The 16,497-nt window shown below is 48.6% G+C and carries 15 protein-coding genes; 12 read left to right on the forward strand and 3 right to left on the reverse strand.

All coding sequences use genetic code 11. The features are described from left to right. Nucleotides 1–47: 47 nt before the first annotated feature. The 6 genes from NYE74_RS07420 to rfbD all read left to right on the forward strand — a co-directional run bounded on the left by NYE74_RS07420 (nt 48) and on the right by rfbD (nt 4,147). The gene (locus NYE74_RS07420) at nt 48–758 is read left to right on the forward strand and encodes a glycosyltransferase family 2 protein (protein ID WP_240752107.1); all 711 of its coding nucleotides are present in this window, start codon (nt 48–50) and stop codon (nt 756–758) included. Then, complete coding sequence (locus NYE74_RS33290; protein ID WP_411831164.1) at nt 755–1,138, forward strand: DUF2304 domain-containing protein; 384 nt, start codon at nt 755–757, stop codon at nt 1,136–1,138. Before NYE74_RS07420 ends, NYE74_RS33290 begins: the two co-directional genes overlap by 4 nt. Before the next feature lie 22 nt (nt 1,139–1,160). After that, complete coding sequence (locus NYE74_RS33295) at nt 1,161–1,592, forward strand: GtrA family protein (RefSeq protein ID WP_411831165.1); 432 nt, start codon at nt 1,161–1,163, stop codon at nt 1,590–1,592. 92 nt (nt 1,593–1,684) lie between these two features. Next, nucleotides 1,685–2,233 carry a dTDP-4-dehydrorhamnose 3,5-epimerase gene (gene rfbC, locus NYE74_RS07425; RefSeq protein WP_240752106.1) on the forward strand — a complete coding sequence of 183 codons (549 nt, stop codon included), beginning with the start codon at nt 1,685–1,687 and terminating at the stop codon, nt 2,231–2,233. Nucleotides 2,234–2,246: 13 nt separating this feature from the next. Next, a complete protein-coding gene (rfbB, locus tag NYE74_RS07430; protein WP_341004704.1) occupies nt 2,247–3,269 on the forward strand; it encodes a dTDP-glucose 4,6-dehydratase in 1,023 nt (340 codons plus the stop codon). Further along, nucleotides 3,266–4,147 carry a dTDP-4-dehydrorhamnose reductase gene (gene rfbD, locus NYE74_RS07435; RefSeq protein ID WP_036619440.1) on the forward strand — a complete coding sequence of 294 codons (882 nt, stop codon included), beginning with the start codon at nt 3,266–3,268 and terminating at the stop codon, nt 4,145–4,147. Before rfbB ends, rfbD begins: the two co-directional genes overlap by 4 nt. A gap of 141 nt (nt 4,148–4,288) precedes the next feature. Here rfbD and NYE74_RS07440 read toward each other — a convergent pair whose 3' ends face one another. Continuing rightward, nucleotides 4,289–5,413 (reverse strand): acyltransferase, encoded by a 1,125-nt coding sequence (locus NYE74_RS07440; protein WP_326044643.1) that lies wholly within the window; start codon nt 5,411–5,413, stop codon nt 4,289–4,291. A 336-nt stretch (nt 5,414–5,749) separates the two neighbouring features. Between NYE74_RS07440 and NYE74_RS07445 the strand changes: the two genes are divergently transcribed. The 4 genes from NYE74_RS07445 (at nt 5,750) to NYE74_RS07460 (ending at nt 10,498) form a co-directional block, all read left to right on the forward strand. After that, on the forward strand, nt 5,750–6,706 hold the full coding sequence (locus NYE74_RS07445) for a glycosyltransferase family 2 protein (RefSeq protein WP_213509776.1): 957 nt from the start codon (nt 5,750–5,752) through the stop codon (nt 6,704–6,706). A gap of 335 nt (nt 6,707–7,041) precedes the next feature. Beyond that, nucleotides 7,042–7,971: a glycosyltransferase family 2 protein gene (locus NYE74_RS07450; RefSeq protein WP_036619445.1), complete on the forward strand. Its 930-nt coding sequence runs from the start codon at nt 7,042–7,044 to the stop codon at nt 7,969–7,971. Nucleotides 7,972–8,040: 69 nt separating this feature from the next. Next, the gene (locus NYE74_RS07455) at nt 8,041–9,552 is read left to right on the forward strand and encodes a sugar transferase (RefSeq protein ID WP_341004705.1); all 1,512 of its coding nucleotides are present in this window, start codon (nt 8,041–8,043) and stop codon (nt 9,550–9,552) included. Nucleotides 9,553–9,619: 67 nt separating this feature from the next. Continuing rightward, on the forward strand, nt 9,620–10,498 hold the full coding sequence (locus NYE74_RS07460) for a phosphatidylinositol-specific phospholipase C/glycerophosphodiester phosphodiesterase family protein (RefSeq protein ID WP_051985237.1): 879 nt from the start codon (nt 9,620–9,622) through the stop codon (nt 10,496–10,498). 85 nt (nt 10,499–10,583) lie between these two features. Here NYE74_RS07460 and NYE74_RS07465 read toward each other — a convergent pair whose 3' ends face one another. Together NYE74_RS07465 and NYE74_RS07470 are read right to left on the reverse strand one after the other, a co-directional pair. After that, the gene (locus NYE74_RS07465; RefSeq protein WP_213509779.1) at nt 10,584–11,240 is read right to left on the reverse strand and encodes a hypothetical protein; all 657 of its coding nucleotides are present in this window, start codon (nt 11,238–11,240) and stop codon (nt 10,584–10,586) included. 17 nt (nt 11,241–11,257) lie between these two features. Further along, the gene (locus tag NYE74_RS07470) at nt 11,258–11,722 is read right to left on the reverse strand and encodes a DUF7689 domain-containing protein (protein ID WP_213509781.1); all 465 of its coding nucleotides are present in this window, start codon (nt 11,720–11,722) and stop codon (nt 11,258–11,260) included. 448 nt (nt 11,723–12,170) lie between these two features. On the opposite strand from NYE74_RS07470, the gene NYE74_RS07475 reads away from it, so the two are divergent. Both NYE74_RS07475 and pcrA read left to right on the forward strand, forming a co-directional pair. Beyond that, entirely contained in the window at nt 12,171–12,857 is a 687-nt protein-coding gene (locus NYE74_RS07475; RefSeq protein WP_213509801.1) for a heptaprenylglyceryl phosphate synthase, read from the forward strand. Between the two features lie 237 nt (nt 12,858–13,094). After that, entirely contained in the window at nt 13,095–15,476 is a 2,382-nt protein-coding gene (gene pcrA / locus NYE74_RS07480; protein WP_270619467.1) for a DNA helicase PcrA, read from the forward strand. The last annotated feature ends 1,021 nt before the right edge of the window (nt 15,477–16,497 follow it).

A 16,497-nucleotide genomic window follows, 5' to 3' on the forward strand; every position in this document is an offset into this window, starting at 1 on the left:
TAAAATTAATTATAATTGGGATATGAGTAAATGAAGGGGTGTAAGAGTTGAAGATATTAGCAATCGTTCCTGCTTATAACGAGGAAGGGAATTTGAATTCTCTTCTTGAAAAATTGCGACAATATAATATTGATATTTTAGTAGTGAATGATTGTTCTACTGATAATACATTGGACATTTGTGAAAGACACCTTGTATCGTATGTAGATCTTCCTAATAACCTTGGGATTGGTGGAGCAGTTCAAACGGGATATAAATTTGCAGCAAGGTATGATTATGATATTGCTATTCAAATTGATGGTGATGGTCAACATAACCCTGAATATATTTCTGATTTAATCACTCCTATTATTAATAACGAAGCTGATATGGTAATCGGTTCTAGATATATAGCTAAAGAGGGGTTTCAATCAAGTATTTTCCGCCGAATGGGTATTAAACATTTTAGTAACTTGATAAAACTGTTATTACAAACAAAAATTACTGATCCAACGTCTGGATTCAGGGCATGCACTAAATCAGTTATTCGACTTTTTGCTCAAAGTTATCCTGCAGATTATCCTGAACCAGAAACGATAGTTACTTTGCTGAGACAACGTTATAAAGTGGTAGAAGTTCCCGTTATTATGAATAGTAGGGAAAAGGGAGCTTCATCTATCAATAAAGTAAAGGCAGTTTATTATATGTTTAAAGTTTCTTTAGCGATTGTTATTGATTTTCTAAGAGTTGAAAAAAAGGAGATTAGCATAGAAAAATGATATCATTTCATTTGCAGATAGTACTTATTATTTTGAATATATGCCTTCTTCTTTTTCTTTTAAATAATATTCGTAAGTATAAATTAGAGCTAAAGTATACTTTATTATGGATATTATTGAATTTTATTTCCTTAATACTAGCTATTTTTCCGTATATTCTATTCTTTATAGCAAACAACATTTATATTGAAACTCCAGTGAACGCACTTTACCTAATATCTTTTATTTTAGTTTTTATTATATTATATAGTTATACAGTAATTATTTCTAAACTCTCGAACCAAAATAAGAGATTGACACAAGAAATCGGACTGATCAAGAATGAATTAAAACAGATTCAACAAAATTTTTTATCTCATAAAAATTCAGATCAGTCTTGAAACGAGGAAAATACCAAAAACCATGAAATATAACATAATAAGAAATATCAGGAAGAATCCAACGCTAATCAGTTTTATACAATATGGAATTATTGGTATTATAGGAACTATAGTTCATACTATAGTTTTGACTGCTTGTGTTGAATTATTCGGGGTTATTCCTGTAGTTTCCACAATTTTAGGCTTTCTATGTTCATTAATAATATCCTATATATTAAACTCTATGTGGACTTTTAAGCGAAGCAAAAAAAATAAAAGCAGTTTTATTAAGTACTCTATAACCTGTTCTTTAGGTCTCTTGATTAACGTATTGATAATGTTTGTTATTGTGAATGTCTTTGAGCAATCCTACTTGATTGCTCAACTTCTTTCAATAGCAGTAGTACCAATTTTTAATTTCTCAGTTTCAAAATTTTGGGTGTTCAATTTAGTAGAAACGAATAAGCAAAAATAATTAACTCGTGGTTCTTCAGTTTGGTCGTAAAAAAATATAATGTTTCAAATGAGTTCATTTTATTTATTATTTATGTAAGGAGGAAACTAATTATGAAATCAACCCCGCTAAAACTAAAAGGCGCGGCGTTGCTTGAACCGGTGGTACATGGAGATCACCGGGGTTTTTTTATGGAAAGTTACAATGAGTCCGTGATTCGTGGGCTCGGTATCAATTATGAGTTTATTCAGGACAATCAGTCGTTATCTGCGGAGCCAGGCGTACTGCGGGGACTGCATTACCAGTTGAATCCCAAGGCGCAAACTAAACTGATTCGGGTGCTGACCGGGGCTATTTATGATGTAATTTTAGATATTCGCAAGAGCTCGCCCACTTTTGGTCAATGGGTCGGAGTTATTCTTAGTGAATACAATAAACGCCAACTGTTGGTTCCTAAAGGCTTTGCACATGGTTTTTGCACTCTCGTGCCAAACACACAAGTTCTATATAAAGTGGACGAATATTATTCTCCGGAGCATGACCGCGGCATATTATGGAATGATCCGGCTTTAAATATCGATTGGCCGGTCAGTGAGCCGTTGCTTTCGGACAAAGACCGGAGGCATCCGACATTCGCGGAAGCGGAAATGAATTTCGACTAGGAGGATTTTTTCCATGAAACTGCTTGTAACAGGCGGTGCCGGATTTATCGGCAGCAATTTTGTATTATATATGTTAAATCAGCATCCGGATTACCAAATTGTGAATGTGGATGCGCTGACCTATGCGGGAAATCTAGAAAACCTGAAATCGGTGGAAGGCCATCCGAATCATACTTTTGTGAAGGCGGACATTACGGATGCCAGAACGATGGATGAACTGATCGGCCAAGGCGTTGACGTGGTAGTCAACTTTGCGGCGGAGTCGCATGTGGACCGGAGTATTTTGGAGCCGGATGTTTTTGTGAAGACGAATGTGCTGGGGACCCAGGTGCTGCTTGACGCGGCTAAAAAGCATGGCGTTAAGAAATACGTACAGGTTTCTACGGATGAAGTTTACGGGACATTGGGAGAAACGGGGTTGTTTACTGAGGAAACGCCGCTCGCGCCTAACAGTCCCTATTCGGCAAGTAAGGCCGGAGGGGATCTGCTTGTACGTGCGTATCACGAAACCTTTGGGCTGCCGGTGAACATAACACGCTGCTCGAACAACTACGGACCTTATCAATTCCCGGAAAAGTTGATCCCTCTCATGATTTCCAAGGCATTGGCTGACGAGGCGCTCCCAGTGTATGGGGATGGGTTGAATGTACGCGATTGGTTATACGTAGAAGATCACTGCAGTGCGATAGATCTGGTGATTCACAATGGCCGAAATGGCGAAGTTTATAACATCGGGGGAAATAACGAGCGGACGAATTTGCATATTGTGCGGACGATACTGGAGCAGCTTGGTAAACCGGAATCCTTGATCAAACATGTGCAGGACCGTCCCGGACATGACCGCCGCTATGGCATTGATCCTACCAAGACCATGCAAGAGCTCGGTTGGAAGCCGAAGCATTCTTTTGAAACCGGAATTAAAGAAACGATTCGTTGGTACTTGGATAATAAGGAATGGTGGACCCGCATTCAATCCGGTGCATACCAGGAGTATTACGTCAAGCAGTACGGCGACCGTCTGGGTGAGCGCCCATGAGAGTGCTTGTCACCGGGGCCGGAGGACAGTTAGGAAAAGATGTCGTAGGGCTTTTTGAGCAAGCCGGACACGAGGTTCTGCCGTGTGATCGAGCTTCGCTGGACATAACCGATTACGAGGTGTGCCTAAAACGCGTGCAGGATTTCAAACCGGATGCGATCATTCACTGTGCGGCTTATACCGCCGTCGATCAAGCGGAAACCGATATTGATGGTGCCTATGCAGTAAACGCAGTAGGAACTAGAAATATGGTCGTTGCAGCCGAACAGGTGCAGGCTAAATTTTGTTACATCAGTACGGACTATGTCTTCGATGGAAATGCAACTTCGGCTTATCATGAATTCGATAATACTGATCCTCAAAGCATTTACGGCAAATCGAAGCGGGCGGGAGAAGTGCTCGTGCAAAGCTTGTCTTCCGCGTTTTTTATCGTTCGCACTTCTTGGGTGTACGGGCTGCATGGCCATAATTTTGTGAAAACGATGTTGAAACTAGGCCAAGAAAAACCGCTGCTTAAGGTCGTGGATGACCAAAAAGGATCCCCTACTTATACGGTCGATTTGGCAGCCTTCCTTCTGGAACTGGTACAAACGGAAAAGTACGGGATTTACCACGCTTCAAATACAGGAGAATGCACTTGGTTTGAGTTTGCCCAAGCGATTTTTGCGGAAGCTGAAAATGTTTGGGGGGAAGAATATCCGGTTCGGGTAGAGCCTTGCACGACGGAGGAATTTCCGCGTCCTGCTCCACGTCCGCGGAATTCGGTGATGGATCACTTGTCGATCCGCACGAATGGATTAGCAGACTTACCGCCTTGGAAGGAAGGACTGAGGGCGTTTTTGCGAGAGCTTTATGAGAGCAATGGGGAGATCAAATAAACATAAAAAATGCCGGTGCTCTAAAGCATCGGCGATTATTTTATGAAGAAGATTCTTTATTTCCTTGAATTTGCAGTATCTCCTACTTCGGCTCATTGTATCAAAAGATTTCTCCATTGCTATATGTTTTCTGAGACGGTATCAAACCTTCCCCACCCACATCTCCCCCACCGAAATCTTCATCCGGCTGAGCCAAACGGTAAGGAACAAACTGATGGAGGCGCACAGAACAAAGGAAATCACTGTTTGCGAGTATACGTCCAGCATATACAAATAATCGATCGCCAAACGGCTGGTGAAGCTCAAGACGAAAGCGTGCATGAGATAGGTGCCGAAGGAATATTTGCCAAACAACCCGAGAAGCTGGGTAAACTTCGTTGGTTTGCCGGCCAGCTTCATCGCGGCTCCGAAGACGAGCACGATCAAAGCGATGATGGTGATCATCATCAACGGTTTTAGCGGCGCCGTTACGTTGGCGCTGTAGAGGTACAGATCGCCGGTGGAACTGCCGGCAATTCGAACGATATCGTCAATAATAAAGTAAAAGCAAACCGCCAGAGCCGCGATGGCTATATACTTGGCTTTGGCGACAAATTTCTTCCACGTTTCGTAATACAGCCCCGCCAAACCGCCCAGTACAAAATAAAACATCCAGAACAGGAAGTTCCGGTCCAGATAGTCAAAAATAAAAGCAAGCTGCGGATTGTCCGAGGCGATCATGCCTTTGGACAAAGCGTAAACCAAAATGAGATTCACCACAAAGAAAATGGCCGCGACGAGTAGATTGAGCCATGTTTTTCTTTTTTTGGACATCAGCAATCGAAAGCATGGGAACAAAATGTAAAACGGTATGATCATCACCATAAACCATAGATGATATGAGGCTTTCCCCGTAAGAGCGGCTTCTAACAGATTAAGCAGCTCATTCCAGGTCGTTGATGCCGGAACGCCGCTTAAGAAGCTGACCCAAACAAAGTAAAAAACGGTCCAGGTCAAATAGGGCAGGATGATTTGCCGGAATCTTTTCCGCAAAAAGCTCAGATAGTTCAGTTTACCGTCATAATTATAAAATAACACCACGCCCGTGATAAAAACGAACAGCGGAACCGCGAAGCGGATGAATCCGAGGAACGTCGTCCCGGCGATGATGGATGGGGCGCTCACATCCGGTTGGTAAAAGACGCCGGCGATGACATGCTGCAGGACGACCGCCAAAAACGCAATCCCACGCAAGATTTCTATCTCTTCCAATTTTGCTTTTCTCAAAGAAATTCCTCCAGAAGCTTTTGTCATAAAATTACCATAATGAAAAAGTGCCGCCCCGTCAACCGAAGTGTACGTAGGAAGTCACGTTTGGTATAATGAACTCGCCACATAAATACGGCAGGAATTATTATAATTTCGAGTTCAAAAAGTCAGGTTTTCAGCACCGAGAAGGTTGGATGAAGCTAGGGACGTAAGGAGCGGAGCGTACGTTTTGGGTACGTGAGCACCGGAAGGCCCGGCTGAATTCAAGATTCGATGTCGATTAAGCTACTTGACCTGCTTCGTGATCAAAAGATGACTTTCTGAACTACCTCTATAAGAAAAGGAAACTTTAACATGTTATTATCCCCGACGGTTACCGTACACATTGTAACTTATAACAGCGCTGAAGATATCGAAGTTTGTCTGAATGCCGTTTTGCGGCAGACGTACGAACTTCAGAAAGTTATCGTTATCGACAATGCCTCGGTGGACGGTACAGCGGAACGCGTACGTAACTATATCGAACGAACGGAAAGCCGTATCATTCAACTCATTTCCAATCCCTCGAATACCGGCTTTGCCCCTGCGCATAATCAGGCGATTCGCATGACGGAAAGCGATTACGTACTTGTTCTTAATCCTGATGTAGAGCTTGGGAACGGATATGTGGAGCGGCTTGTCAGGGAGATGGAGCGGCAACCGGAGATCGGAAGCGCTACAGGACTGCTCCTTTTCAAGGATTCTCCCGGAACGGTGGACAGCACCGGTCTCGCCATGAACGGAATCTGGCGTGCTTTTGACCGGGGAGCCGGGGAGCCGGCGACAGCCTGGAAGGAATCAGGCGAAGCGTTTGGCGTGTCGGGCGCAGCGGCGCTCTACCGGAGGGAGATGATCCGGGAGATTTCGCATCAAGGCGAATTTTTCGATGAGAGCTTTTTTGCCTATAAAGAAGATGTCGACGTCGCCTGGCGGGCGGGGTTGCTCGGTTGGAAAGCGTACTATTGCGCGGATGCGAAGGCAACCCACGCCCGTGGCTGGAAAAAGGGCGGCCGCAGCTCGAAGCCGCTGTTTGTACGCAGATACTCCTATATTAACCGCTATAAGATGATCTATAAAAATCTTACCGGCTATCGCTGGCTAACGTATTTGCCGAAGCTCTTGGCCTATGAGCTGGCTAGTCACGGTTACATTTTGCTAAGGGAACCGAAAGTGCTCGGAGCGTGGGGCGGATTTTTTAAGCAGCTCCCGCAATTAAAGGAGAAACGAAGGGCGATTCTGGAGAAAAGACATCTATCAAAGGCGGATCTATAAGCGGAGGATCTATAAATCGTTACTCTCGAAATCGTTACTCTCGAAAATGTCAGCGGATCCCTATTGTTGTCCGCGTTCAAGAAAACCATCTAATCATAAGACGCGGGACATACAGTAAAATATCTAATGTCAAGGTCATGATGTCAGCAAATCGCTCGCTTTTGGTTCTGCTCCATTTCATGGTTTGGCACCTCGCATTGGAAGAGATTTACTTTAAGTATAACAGCAACGAAGCACATAAAAAAAGTAAATTGAAAAATTCTTACACAACTATTTAAGGCGGTACCTATGATATAATGTCGATAGATTACTATATTTGTCAGGAGCGTTGCCCGGTGGATTTAAGCATTGTCATCGTAAATTACAACACATGCCGCTTAACGGTCGATTGTCTGCGGTCGGTTTACGCGTCGGAAACGGACTACACCTATGAAGTGATCGTCGTCGACAATTATTCGCATGACGATTCGGTAGAGACGATCCGCCGCGAATTTCCCCAGGCAACGTTGATTGAAAACAGGCAAAACACGGGTTTTTCGTACGCCAACAACCAGGCGATCAAAATATCAACCGGCCGTTACGTCCTGCTGCTGAACTCGGATACGGTTATTCAAAAGGATACGCTCGACATCATGCTTTCCTTTATGGACAGCCGTCCTGAGGTGGGAGCTTCCGGGTGCAAGGTGATTCTGCCGGACGGATCGCTGGATAAAGCGTGCAAGCGCGGGTTTCCGACGCCTTCGGCTTCATTTTATTATGCTTTTGGGTTCTCCAAACGGTTCCCGAACAATCCCAAGTTCAATCAATACCAGCTCGGCTACCTGGATCCGGATGAGGAATATCCGATCGACTGCCTGGTCGGGGCGTTTATGATGGTCCGCCGGGAAACGATCGAGCAGGTCGGCTTGTTGGACGAGGATTACTTTATGTATGCGGAGGACACGGACTGGTGTTACCGGATCAAGCAGGCGGGATGGGTCAACTACTATTATCCGCGCACGACGATCGTACATTACAAAGGGGGCAGCGCGCCTCGCCGTCCGCTAAAAATCATTTATGAGTTTCATCGGTCTATGATTCTTTTCTATCGCAAGCATTATCGGAAAAATTACAACATATTCGTGAGTGCGGCCATTTACGCCGGGATCGCCGTACAATTTACCCTGGCTTTGGTGAAATCGGCATTGGCCAAACCCGCAAAGCGGCCGGCGCCGGCGGCTGCGCAGAGTCAAGGGTCCGGCCGGGACGTCGGCATGAACGGGTAGGCTGCCGCTCCAAGAACACGGTTAGTGACAGGCGTCCAAGGGCTTGAAGTTTATTTAGGGAGTGTAGAAATGAATTCGTCCGTTTCGATGAACAATCGCAAAATCAAAACGACCAATCTGCTGATCGCGGAGAATATCACGGCGTACAAAAAAAGGACGGTACGTCTGGAGTGGATTCTCAATTTTTTCCTGATCGGCTTCGAATATATCCTGTATGTGCTCAGCTTTTTGGCGTTGTTTTCACTCCGCGTGCTGCCTGCTTACAACATGAGAAGCTGGTCAACGCTGTTTCATAACTTGGAGCATCTGCCCATCGCGTGGGACTACGGAGTCCTCCTGGCGGTCATTTTCGCCATTTATGCGCTGTACAGCACGCACAACGGCCTGTATAAATGGGACCGGGACATCAAACTCATCGACGACACGTTCACTGTCTGCAAAGCCGTGTTTTTTTCCTTTTTGATCGCGTTGGGACTTATCTTTTTTCTCCAAACAGGGGTAGTGTATTCCCGGCTCGTCATCTTGTCGTTCGCGGTCATGATCGTTGTGTGCGCTTTTGTGTCCCGGCTGCTGCGGATGGGTGTCATGCTCCTCCTCAAACGGACCGATATATACAGCAAAAACGTGCTGATCATCGGGGCGGGGCGCGTAGGGGAGGAAATTCGGGACAATCTGTTTGCCAGCAAAACGAACGGCTATCGTTTCGTCGGTTTTTTGGACGATTACAAAGCGGGGAACAACCACGTCATCGGCAGCATCGATCAGGTTGAAAAACTGCTGCAGCACTACCAGATTCACGAAATTTACATTACGATCCCGTCCGAGCGGAATATCATTAACGAGCTGATCACGAAAATCCGCAAATACGACGTCCGCATTAAAATCATCCCGGAAATGTTCGAAATGGTCACCTCCGGCGTTGTGTTTGACCAGGCTTACGATTATCCGTGCATCGAGATCGTTAAAACCCCGTTGCGCGGTTTAAATCTGATTTTGAAACGAGCCGTCGATATCGTGCTTGCGAGCCTGGGGCTGATCGTCATCTCGCCGCTGCTGGCGGTGGTGGCGGTCTGCATCAAGCTGGACTCCAAGGGCCCGGTTATGATCAAGCAGCGGCGCATCGGCAAAAACGGTGCTCCTTTTGGCATGTACAAATTCAGATCGATGGTGGAAAACGCCGAATCGCTAATCCATCAGCTGGCCGCTCATAACGAAGCGGATGGACCTGTTTTTAAAATGAAAAACGATCCCCGGATTACCCGGGTGGGGCGGTTTATCCGCAAGTATTCGATTGACGAGCTGCCGCAGCTGATCAATGTCGTTTTAGGCCAGATGAGCCTGGTCGGCCCCCGGCCCCCGCTGCCCCAGGAAGTGGAGCGGTATACCGATTACGAATGGCGCCGCCTGGACATCCGCCCCGGGATTACGGGGCTTTGGCAAATTAACGGGCGCAGCGATCTGCCGTTTGACGAGTGGGTCAAGCTTGACCTCTATTATATTGAGCATTGGAGCCTGGGGCTGGAGCTGAAAATTATTTTCAAAACAATCCCGATCGTGCTCAAAGGCACCGGGGCTTATTGAGGCGCAGGAAGATAAGATAGGACATCGTAAAAATACGATAGACAACCAAGATAGGAAGTTTCTTGTCATGAAAAACAAACTGAGGTATAACGCAGCAATCATCATCGCTTGTCTTGTTCTTTTGCTGGCGAGCCTGTCCGGCCGGCAGCAGCCGCAGGGGCAAGGATTTACCGCCCACCGGATGGTCGCGCACGCCCTCGGCGGAATTAATGGAATGACGTATACGAACACCTATGAAGCTTTCATTGCAAACTATGAAAAAGGTTTCCGCATTTTCGAAGCGGATTTGCTGCTGAGCAGCGACGATCAGCTCATCGCCCGCCATGAGTGGGGCGAAAGCTTCACCAAAATGATGGGCCAGCAGGACGAACTCGAGCCGGACCGTCATAGTGCGATCTTTTCACACGAGGAATTTAAGGCGGCCAAAATCATGGGCCAATACGAGCCGCTGGATTGGGACGACATTTTGGGGCTGATGGAGCTCTATCCGGACGTGTATTTCGTGACGGATACGAAGCAGAGCAAACCGGAGGAGATCCAGCGCATTTTTACCCAGATCGTCGCCAAAGCGAAGGCGAAGGACCCGGCGCTGCTGGATCGGATCGTGCCGCAAATTTACAATCGTCCCATGTTGGAGCCGCTGAAGGAAATTTATCCGTTCCCGTCGGTGATTTTCACGTTGTACCAGACGACCGACACGGATGAGGAAGTGGTGCAGTTTGCCAAGGAAGCGGGCATTACCGCCATTACGATGTCCGAGCAGCGGGCGAATTCCCGGCTGATCTCGGCGCTGAACCGGATCGGCGTAGTTTCTTACGTACATACCATAAACGATCCGAAAAAGATGACGGCGTTCAAAATGATGGGGGCTTACGGCTTTTACACCGACTTTTTGACCGAAGACGATGTGGCCAAGCCGGGATGGATTTTGGCTTTGGGGCGGTAAACCGGCTCTGAATATAAACACAACTCCAGTACCGACCAGGCGCTGGAGTTGTATTTATATATTTGGATTTATGGTAGCGCGTAGACTATTTTTGTTTATCGATAACAAAAGATCTGATTTTTTCAACGGTATCACTATTTTTATCGTACCATGACTTATAGTTGTTGCCGGCTTCTCCTCCTGTTAAGTAATCCAGTGACGGGACGAGATTGGAATGACCTGCGTCGATGCTTTTGAGAATAAAAGGAATGGCTGGAGTACCTAATTTGTTGAGGCGCTGTATTTTTTCGGCGTTACTATCATCAGAATTGACGATTTGACTCACCTTTTCCGGAATTTGGGATAGATGAACATTCCATTTTTTTGCAAATTGTTTCGCAGTGGACCATCCCGTTTCGGCTTTAAGATCTGTCTTTGAAATTTGCTCTAGTGCGATCGCATAAATGTACTCTGTTAATCCGTTCTCGGGTGAATCGTTAAGAAGTTCTGTTAACGCGGGGATGGCTGCATTCCCTAGAGCGACGATATTCTGATATTCTTTATTATCCTTGACATAGTCATACGGATTGGAACTTGCGGCCAATTTCGGATTCATTTCCGGCAAGGCTATAATGTTCTTTTGCAGAGCATTCATATGACTTATGATCTGATCTTTTACCTCGGCACGGGCATGGTTGGCTTGAAGAGCAGTGAACACAATAAGAAATGATGCAGCCAATATCAATATATAAAGTTTCTTCACGGGGCACTCCTCCTGCATTAATTATAATATCTTAGAGCCGGACCGTAACCTCCATTTGGTTTATACGGATCCCATGTTGTTTGCATCAATTCAAGAGATCCCCATTTAGATTTTGCCACATAAGCCTGAGTGGCTTTAGCAAAATGATTGATGTTATTAGTACTTGGACCATAAGCAATAATTCCTGGTGTTGCGTAAACATATCCAAATGTATTTCCCTTGTACCCATATAACTTCAAGAATGAATCGACTTGTGATGTGGTAGCCGTCTCACCCCATGGCCAAAGCCATCGATCTGTATAACCAAGCGCGTAAGAAAGGCAATTGTATGTTGTAGAGACTGGACCGATCTCAGTGTAATTATAAGCTATTGCATCGTAAAATTCTTTACTGTAGTACAACGCATATGCTGAGGTTCCTCCAGCTAGAGCAGACGTAATAAACATCGAGATGACCAACATTTTCTGAATTATTTTTTTCACAAAAAGTTGTCCTCCTTCATATCAATTTTCTGGATAGGTTGCTACCCTCCTTTATATAAAATTTGCAATAAAATGGTAAAAAATATTATGAATTTACATTAGTTCCGCCATGCTTGTTTTGTCAATCGGCAAATTGGTTAAAGTGTATTTTGTGGTTACATAAAGAAGATTCGCAGTTAATTTTCCGTTCCCCTGTTATGCGAACATTGACACGTTATTCACGGTAACATAGACTAGAAAAAGAATAAGAAACCGGAGAGAAAAAGAGTCTCTCAGACGGTTTGACGAACAACGATGATTACGTTGAGCGGACGAGAACGGGGCGGAGCGGGATAGGCCCCGTTTTTCGCGGGCGCGGGACGGGTTGGGAGCCCCGGCTCCTTCGTCCCCGATCCCCGCTGGTGAATCCTGTAGGCATCGATTTATTGGAGGAATTCGCTTGAATCAAATGATACCATCCTGGCGGCACGTATTTAAGCTGGATCCGGACCGCCCGCTGGACGACCGGGCCTTGGAGGCCGTGTGCCTGTCCGGGACCGACGCGATTATGGTCGGCGGGTCGAGCGGCGTAACGTATGACAATACCGTCGATTTGCTCTCGCGCGTGCGCCGATATGAAGTGTCCTGCGTGCTGGAAGTGTCCGACCTGGAAGCCGTCGTGCCGGGCTTCGATCTGTACATGATCCCGATCGTGCTGAATGCCGGTCATCCGGACTGGCTTATCGGCCAGCATGTCCGCGCGATCGAGAAGTACAGCTGTATGATCCCATGGGAGCAGTTGATCCCGGAAGGATACATCGTGCTGAACCCGGAGGCGACCGTAGCCAAGGTTACCGCAGCGAACGCCAGGCTCGACGCCGCCCAGGCCGGTGCTTACGCCCAGTTCGCCGACAAGTTGCTTGGGCTGCCAATCGTGTATGCGGAGTACAGCGGCCAACTGGGCGATCTGGAGCTGGTGTCGGCGATGCGCCGGACGCTGGAGCGCTCCCGCCTGTTCTACGGCGGCGGCATCACCGATGCCGAGTCGGCCCGACGGGCGGCGGCGGTATGCGACACCGTCGTTGTCGGCAACGCGGTATACGGCGACCTGGTGCAGGCGCTGGAAACCGTGGCGGCCGTCAAGGGAACGCGATAATTTTTTTAAGTACGTGTTCAAAAAGCCGGTTCGACGCTGAATCCGCTGCTTGGCCTGCTTCGTGATAAGACAAACATCTATCGACGCACATTACAGGAAGACAGACTGCGTTTAGCGGAAGTTTTTCTTATGATATAAGGAAGCCACGCCCAAGAAGCCCTGGAAACATATTTTTTCTTATATCTTCAAATATATGACTTTTTGAACTACCTCTTTAAGAAAGGAAGGTGCATGAACATGCAACCTGTTAACATACAAGAGGCGGTCAACCGCCTGAACCCGCAGCAAAAGCAAGCGGTGGAGGCGACGGAAGGGCCGCTGCTCATCATGGCCGGTGCGGGCAGCGGCAAGACGCGCGTGCTGACGCACCGCATCGCCTATCTCATCGCCACGCGCAAAGCGCCGCCTTGGGCGATTTTGGCGATTACGTTTACGAACAAAGCCGCCCGCGAAATGCAGGACCGGGTATCCCTGCTTGTCGGCGGCGCGGAAGGGCGGGACATTTGGGTGTCCACGTTCCACTCCATGTGCGTGCGCATTTTGCGGCGGGACATCGAGCGGATCGGCTTCAACTCCAACTTCAGCATTCTCGATTCGACGGACCAGCTGTCGGTGATCCGCAACTGCATGAAAGAGCTGAACATCGACACGAAAAAATTCGAGCCCAAGGCGGTTCAGGCGATGATCAGCACGGCTAAAAACGAACTGATCACGCCGCAGCAGTACGAACAGAAAGTCGGGGATTATTTTGAAGGCATCGTCGCCAAAGTGTACGTCATGTACCAAAAACGGCTGCGCAGCAACAACTCGCTCGATTTCGACGACCTGATCATGAAAACGATCGAACTGTTTAAGGAAACGCCGGAAGTGCTTGATTTTTACCAGAAAAAATTCCAATATATCCACGTTGACGAATATCAGGACACCAACCGCGCTCAGTACATGCTGTGCCGGCTGCTGGCCGACAAACACCATCGTATCTGCGTGGTCGGCGACAGCGACCAGTCGATCTACCGCTGGCGCGGAGCGGACATCAGCAATATCCTAAACTTCGAAAAAGACTATCCCGAAGCCAAAACGATTATGCTCGAGCAAAACTACCGCTCCACTTCGACGATCCTGAACGCCGCCAACGCGGTGATCGGCCAAAACACGGGGCGCAAGCCGAAAAACCTCTGGACCGATAAAGGCGAAGGCGACAAGATCAAGGTGTACCGCGCCGATTCGGAGCATGACGAAGGGTATTTTGTTACCTCGGAAATTCATAATAGTGTGAAAAATGGCCGCAGCTACCGCGATCACGCGATTTTGTACCGGACCAACGCGCAGTCGCGGGTGATCGAGGAAATTTTGATCAAATCGGACATCCCTTATCAAATTGTCGGCGGCATCAAGTTCTACGACCGCAAAGAAATCAAGGACCTGCTCGCTTATTTGCGGCTGTTGTCCAACCCGGACGACGACATCAGTCTGACGCGGGTGATCAATGTGCCGAAGCGGGGCATCGGCGACACGACGGTGGCCAAGCTGGCGGACGCCGCCGCAGAGCGCGGAACATCGATCTACAGGGTGCTGGAAACGGTGGACGACCTCGGGCTGGCGGGACGCACGCGCAACGCGTTGGTGGAGTTTTACGACATGATTGCCGCCTTGCACCAGATGGTTGATTACCTGTCGGTTACCGAACTCACGGAAAAATTGCTGGAAATGACCCATTACCGGCTTGAACTGCAAAACGAAAACACGATCGAATCGCGGTCCCGCCTTGAAAATATCGATGAGTTCCTGTCGGTGACGATGGAATTCGAGAACAACAACGAGGACAAGTCGCTCGTCGCGTTCCTGACCGATTTGGCGCTGATCGCCGATATCGACAGCATGAACGATAACAGCGACGCCGACAAGCCGGCCGACGACGCCGTCGTGCTGATGACGATGCACAGCGCCAAAGGCCTGGAATTCCCGGTCGTGTTCATCATCGGCATGGAAGAAGGCGTGTTCCCGCACAGCCGCGCGTTCCTCGACAACGAGGAACTGGAGGAGGAGCGCCGCCTGGCGTACGTGGGCATCACGCGCGCCGAGGAGCGGCTGTTCCTCTCGTGCGCGCAGATGCGCACGCTGTTCGGGCGCACGACGGCCAACCCGCCGTCCCGGTTCCTCGATGAAATCCCCGAGGAACTGAAGGAGGACGACGGGGGCGCACCGCGCGACCGCTATCGCCGCGGCCCGGGCGTCGGCGGCGCCTACAGCGGCCGCGGCTTCGGCAGCGCCGGCGGCGGGAACTTCGGCCGCCCTGCCGACGGCGGCGGCCTGGGCTCGCGGTCCGCGGCTGCGCCGGGCGGACCGGCCGGGCGCGGTAACGTTATCCCTCTGCGAGGGCGGGATAACGTTACCGTGACCACCGGCGCGCCGGGAGCCGCGGCGGCCAAGGCGGCGAACCCCGGCGATTTCAGCGCCGGGGACAAGGTCTCCCATGCCAAGTGGGGCGTTGGCACGGTCGTCTCGATCAAAGGCTCCGGCAACGATACGGAGCTGCAGATCGCTTTTCCGGCGCCGGTCGGTGTGAAACGCCTGCTCGCCGGATTCGCCCCGATCACCAAGGTCATCGACGGCGAGTGAGGGGGGCGGCCGTGCTGCTTTGGCTCGTACACGCCTGGATCGAACCCTGCCTGGGCCGTACCGTGTCTGGGCCGTACCGTGTCTGGTTCGTACCGTGTCTGGGTCGAACCCTGCCTGGGCCGTACCATGCCTGGGTCGAACCGTGCCTAGCTCTTACCATGCCTAGTACGTGGCATGCCTAGCATGTACCATGCCTAGCACGTGGCAAGATAAAGAAACGGAGAACTTTACCATTCCCGTAGTCTCCAAAGTATATCTCCCCCGATCTGGGGAACTGATGATAGTAGATGGCAACAGGGACCGGTAGCAAGGGTCTGGCCATCTGCCGTGCAGCACGGGGGCGAAGCGCCGGGAGAAGTGCCGGAAGAAGCGCTTGCGTTAGATTATGCGTGTGCGGCGCTGTTGGCGGAGGGCCGCTGCAAAGCTCAGGCCGATTCACTTAAGAAAATGCATGCCGGCGGTCAGGCCGGCCGAAATGGCCGAAAACACCGGTTTGTCCGGCGGTTTTCTCTGCCGGCTGTGTCGGCTGCCCGAAATAGCGGCATTTTTTGTCGCTATCTGTCCGAACTTTGTCTTCTGAAATAAATAGCGGCAAAAAATGTCCTTATCCGGCCAGATTGACCCGAATTGCAGCCATTTCGCGGTGTTAGCCTAAAAATAGCGGCATAAAATTCCCTTAATCCGGCGAAAACGCTCCAACCAAGACAAATAACGCCCTAAAAGGCCGCTAATATCACAAATGTCACTAATGTCACTAATGTCACTAATGTCACTAATGTCACTAATGTCGCTAATGTCGCTAATGCCACTAATGACGCTAATGCCACTAATGACGCTAATGTCACTATTGTCGCTAAATTCGCTAAATTCGCTATTATCACTAATTTCACTAATGCGCTAATGTCGCTTTAACTCTTGCAAAGACAACTTGTCGCCCTGATACTTTTCGGATTTCCCGCAAAAGCTCAGGTTTTTGAGTGACACTATCGCCTGCCGGAACTCTAACGGTTGCAGCAGCCGC

The organism is Paenibacillus sp. FSL P4-0127 (assembly GCF_038007325.1).
Classification (GTDB): domain Bacteria; phylum Bacillota; class Bacilli; order Paenibacillales; family Paenibacillaceae; genus Fontibacillus; species Fontibacillus macerans.

Coding starts and splice junctions, on each gene's coding strand:
- rfbC (WP_240752106.1), top strand. CDS start 1,685: ATGAAATCAACCCCGCTAAAACTAAAAGGCGCGGCGTTGCTTGAACCG.
- NYE74_RS07455 (WP_341004705.1), top strand. CDS start 8,041: ATGAATTCGTCCGTTTCGATGAACAATCGCAAAATCAAAACGACCAAT.
- NYE74_RS33290 (WP_411831164.1), top strand. CDS start 755: ATGATATCATTTCATTTGCAGATAGTACTTATTATTTTGAATATATGC.
- rfbD (WP_036619440.1), top strand. CDS start 3,266: ATGAGAGTGCTTGTCACCGGGGCCGGAGGACAGTTAGGAAAAGATGTC.
- NYE74_RS07475 (WP_213509801.1), top strand. CDS start 12,171: ATGATACCATCCTGGCGGCACGTATTTAAGCTGGATCCGGACCGCCCG.
- NYE74_RS33295 (WP_411831165.1), top strand. CDS start 1,161: ATGAAATATAACATAATAAGAAATATCAGGAAGAATCCAACGCTAATC.
- NYE74_RS07445 (WP_213509776.1), top strand. CDS start 5,750: ATGTTATTATCCCCGACGGTTACCGTACACATTGTAACTTATAACAGC.
- NYE74_RS07460 (WP_051985237.1), top strand. CDS start 9,620: ATGAAAAACAAACTGAGGTATAACGCAGCAATCATCATCGCTTGTCTT.
- pcrA (WP_270619467.1), top strand. CDS start 13,095: ATGCAACCTGTTAACATACAAGAGGCGGTCAACCGCCTGAACCCGCAG.
- rfbB (WP_341004704.1), top strand. CDS start 2,247: ATGAAACTGCTTGTAACAGGCGGTGCCGGATTTATCGGCAGCAATTTT.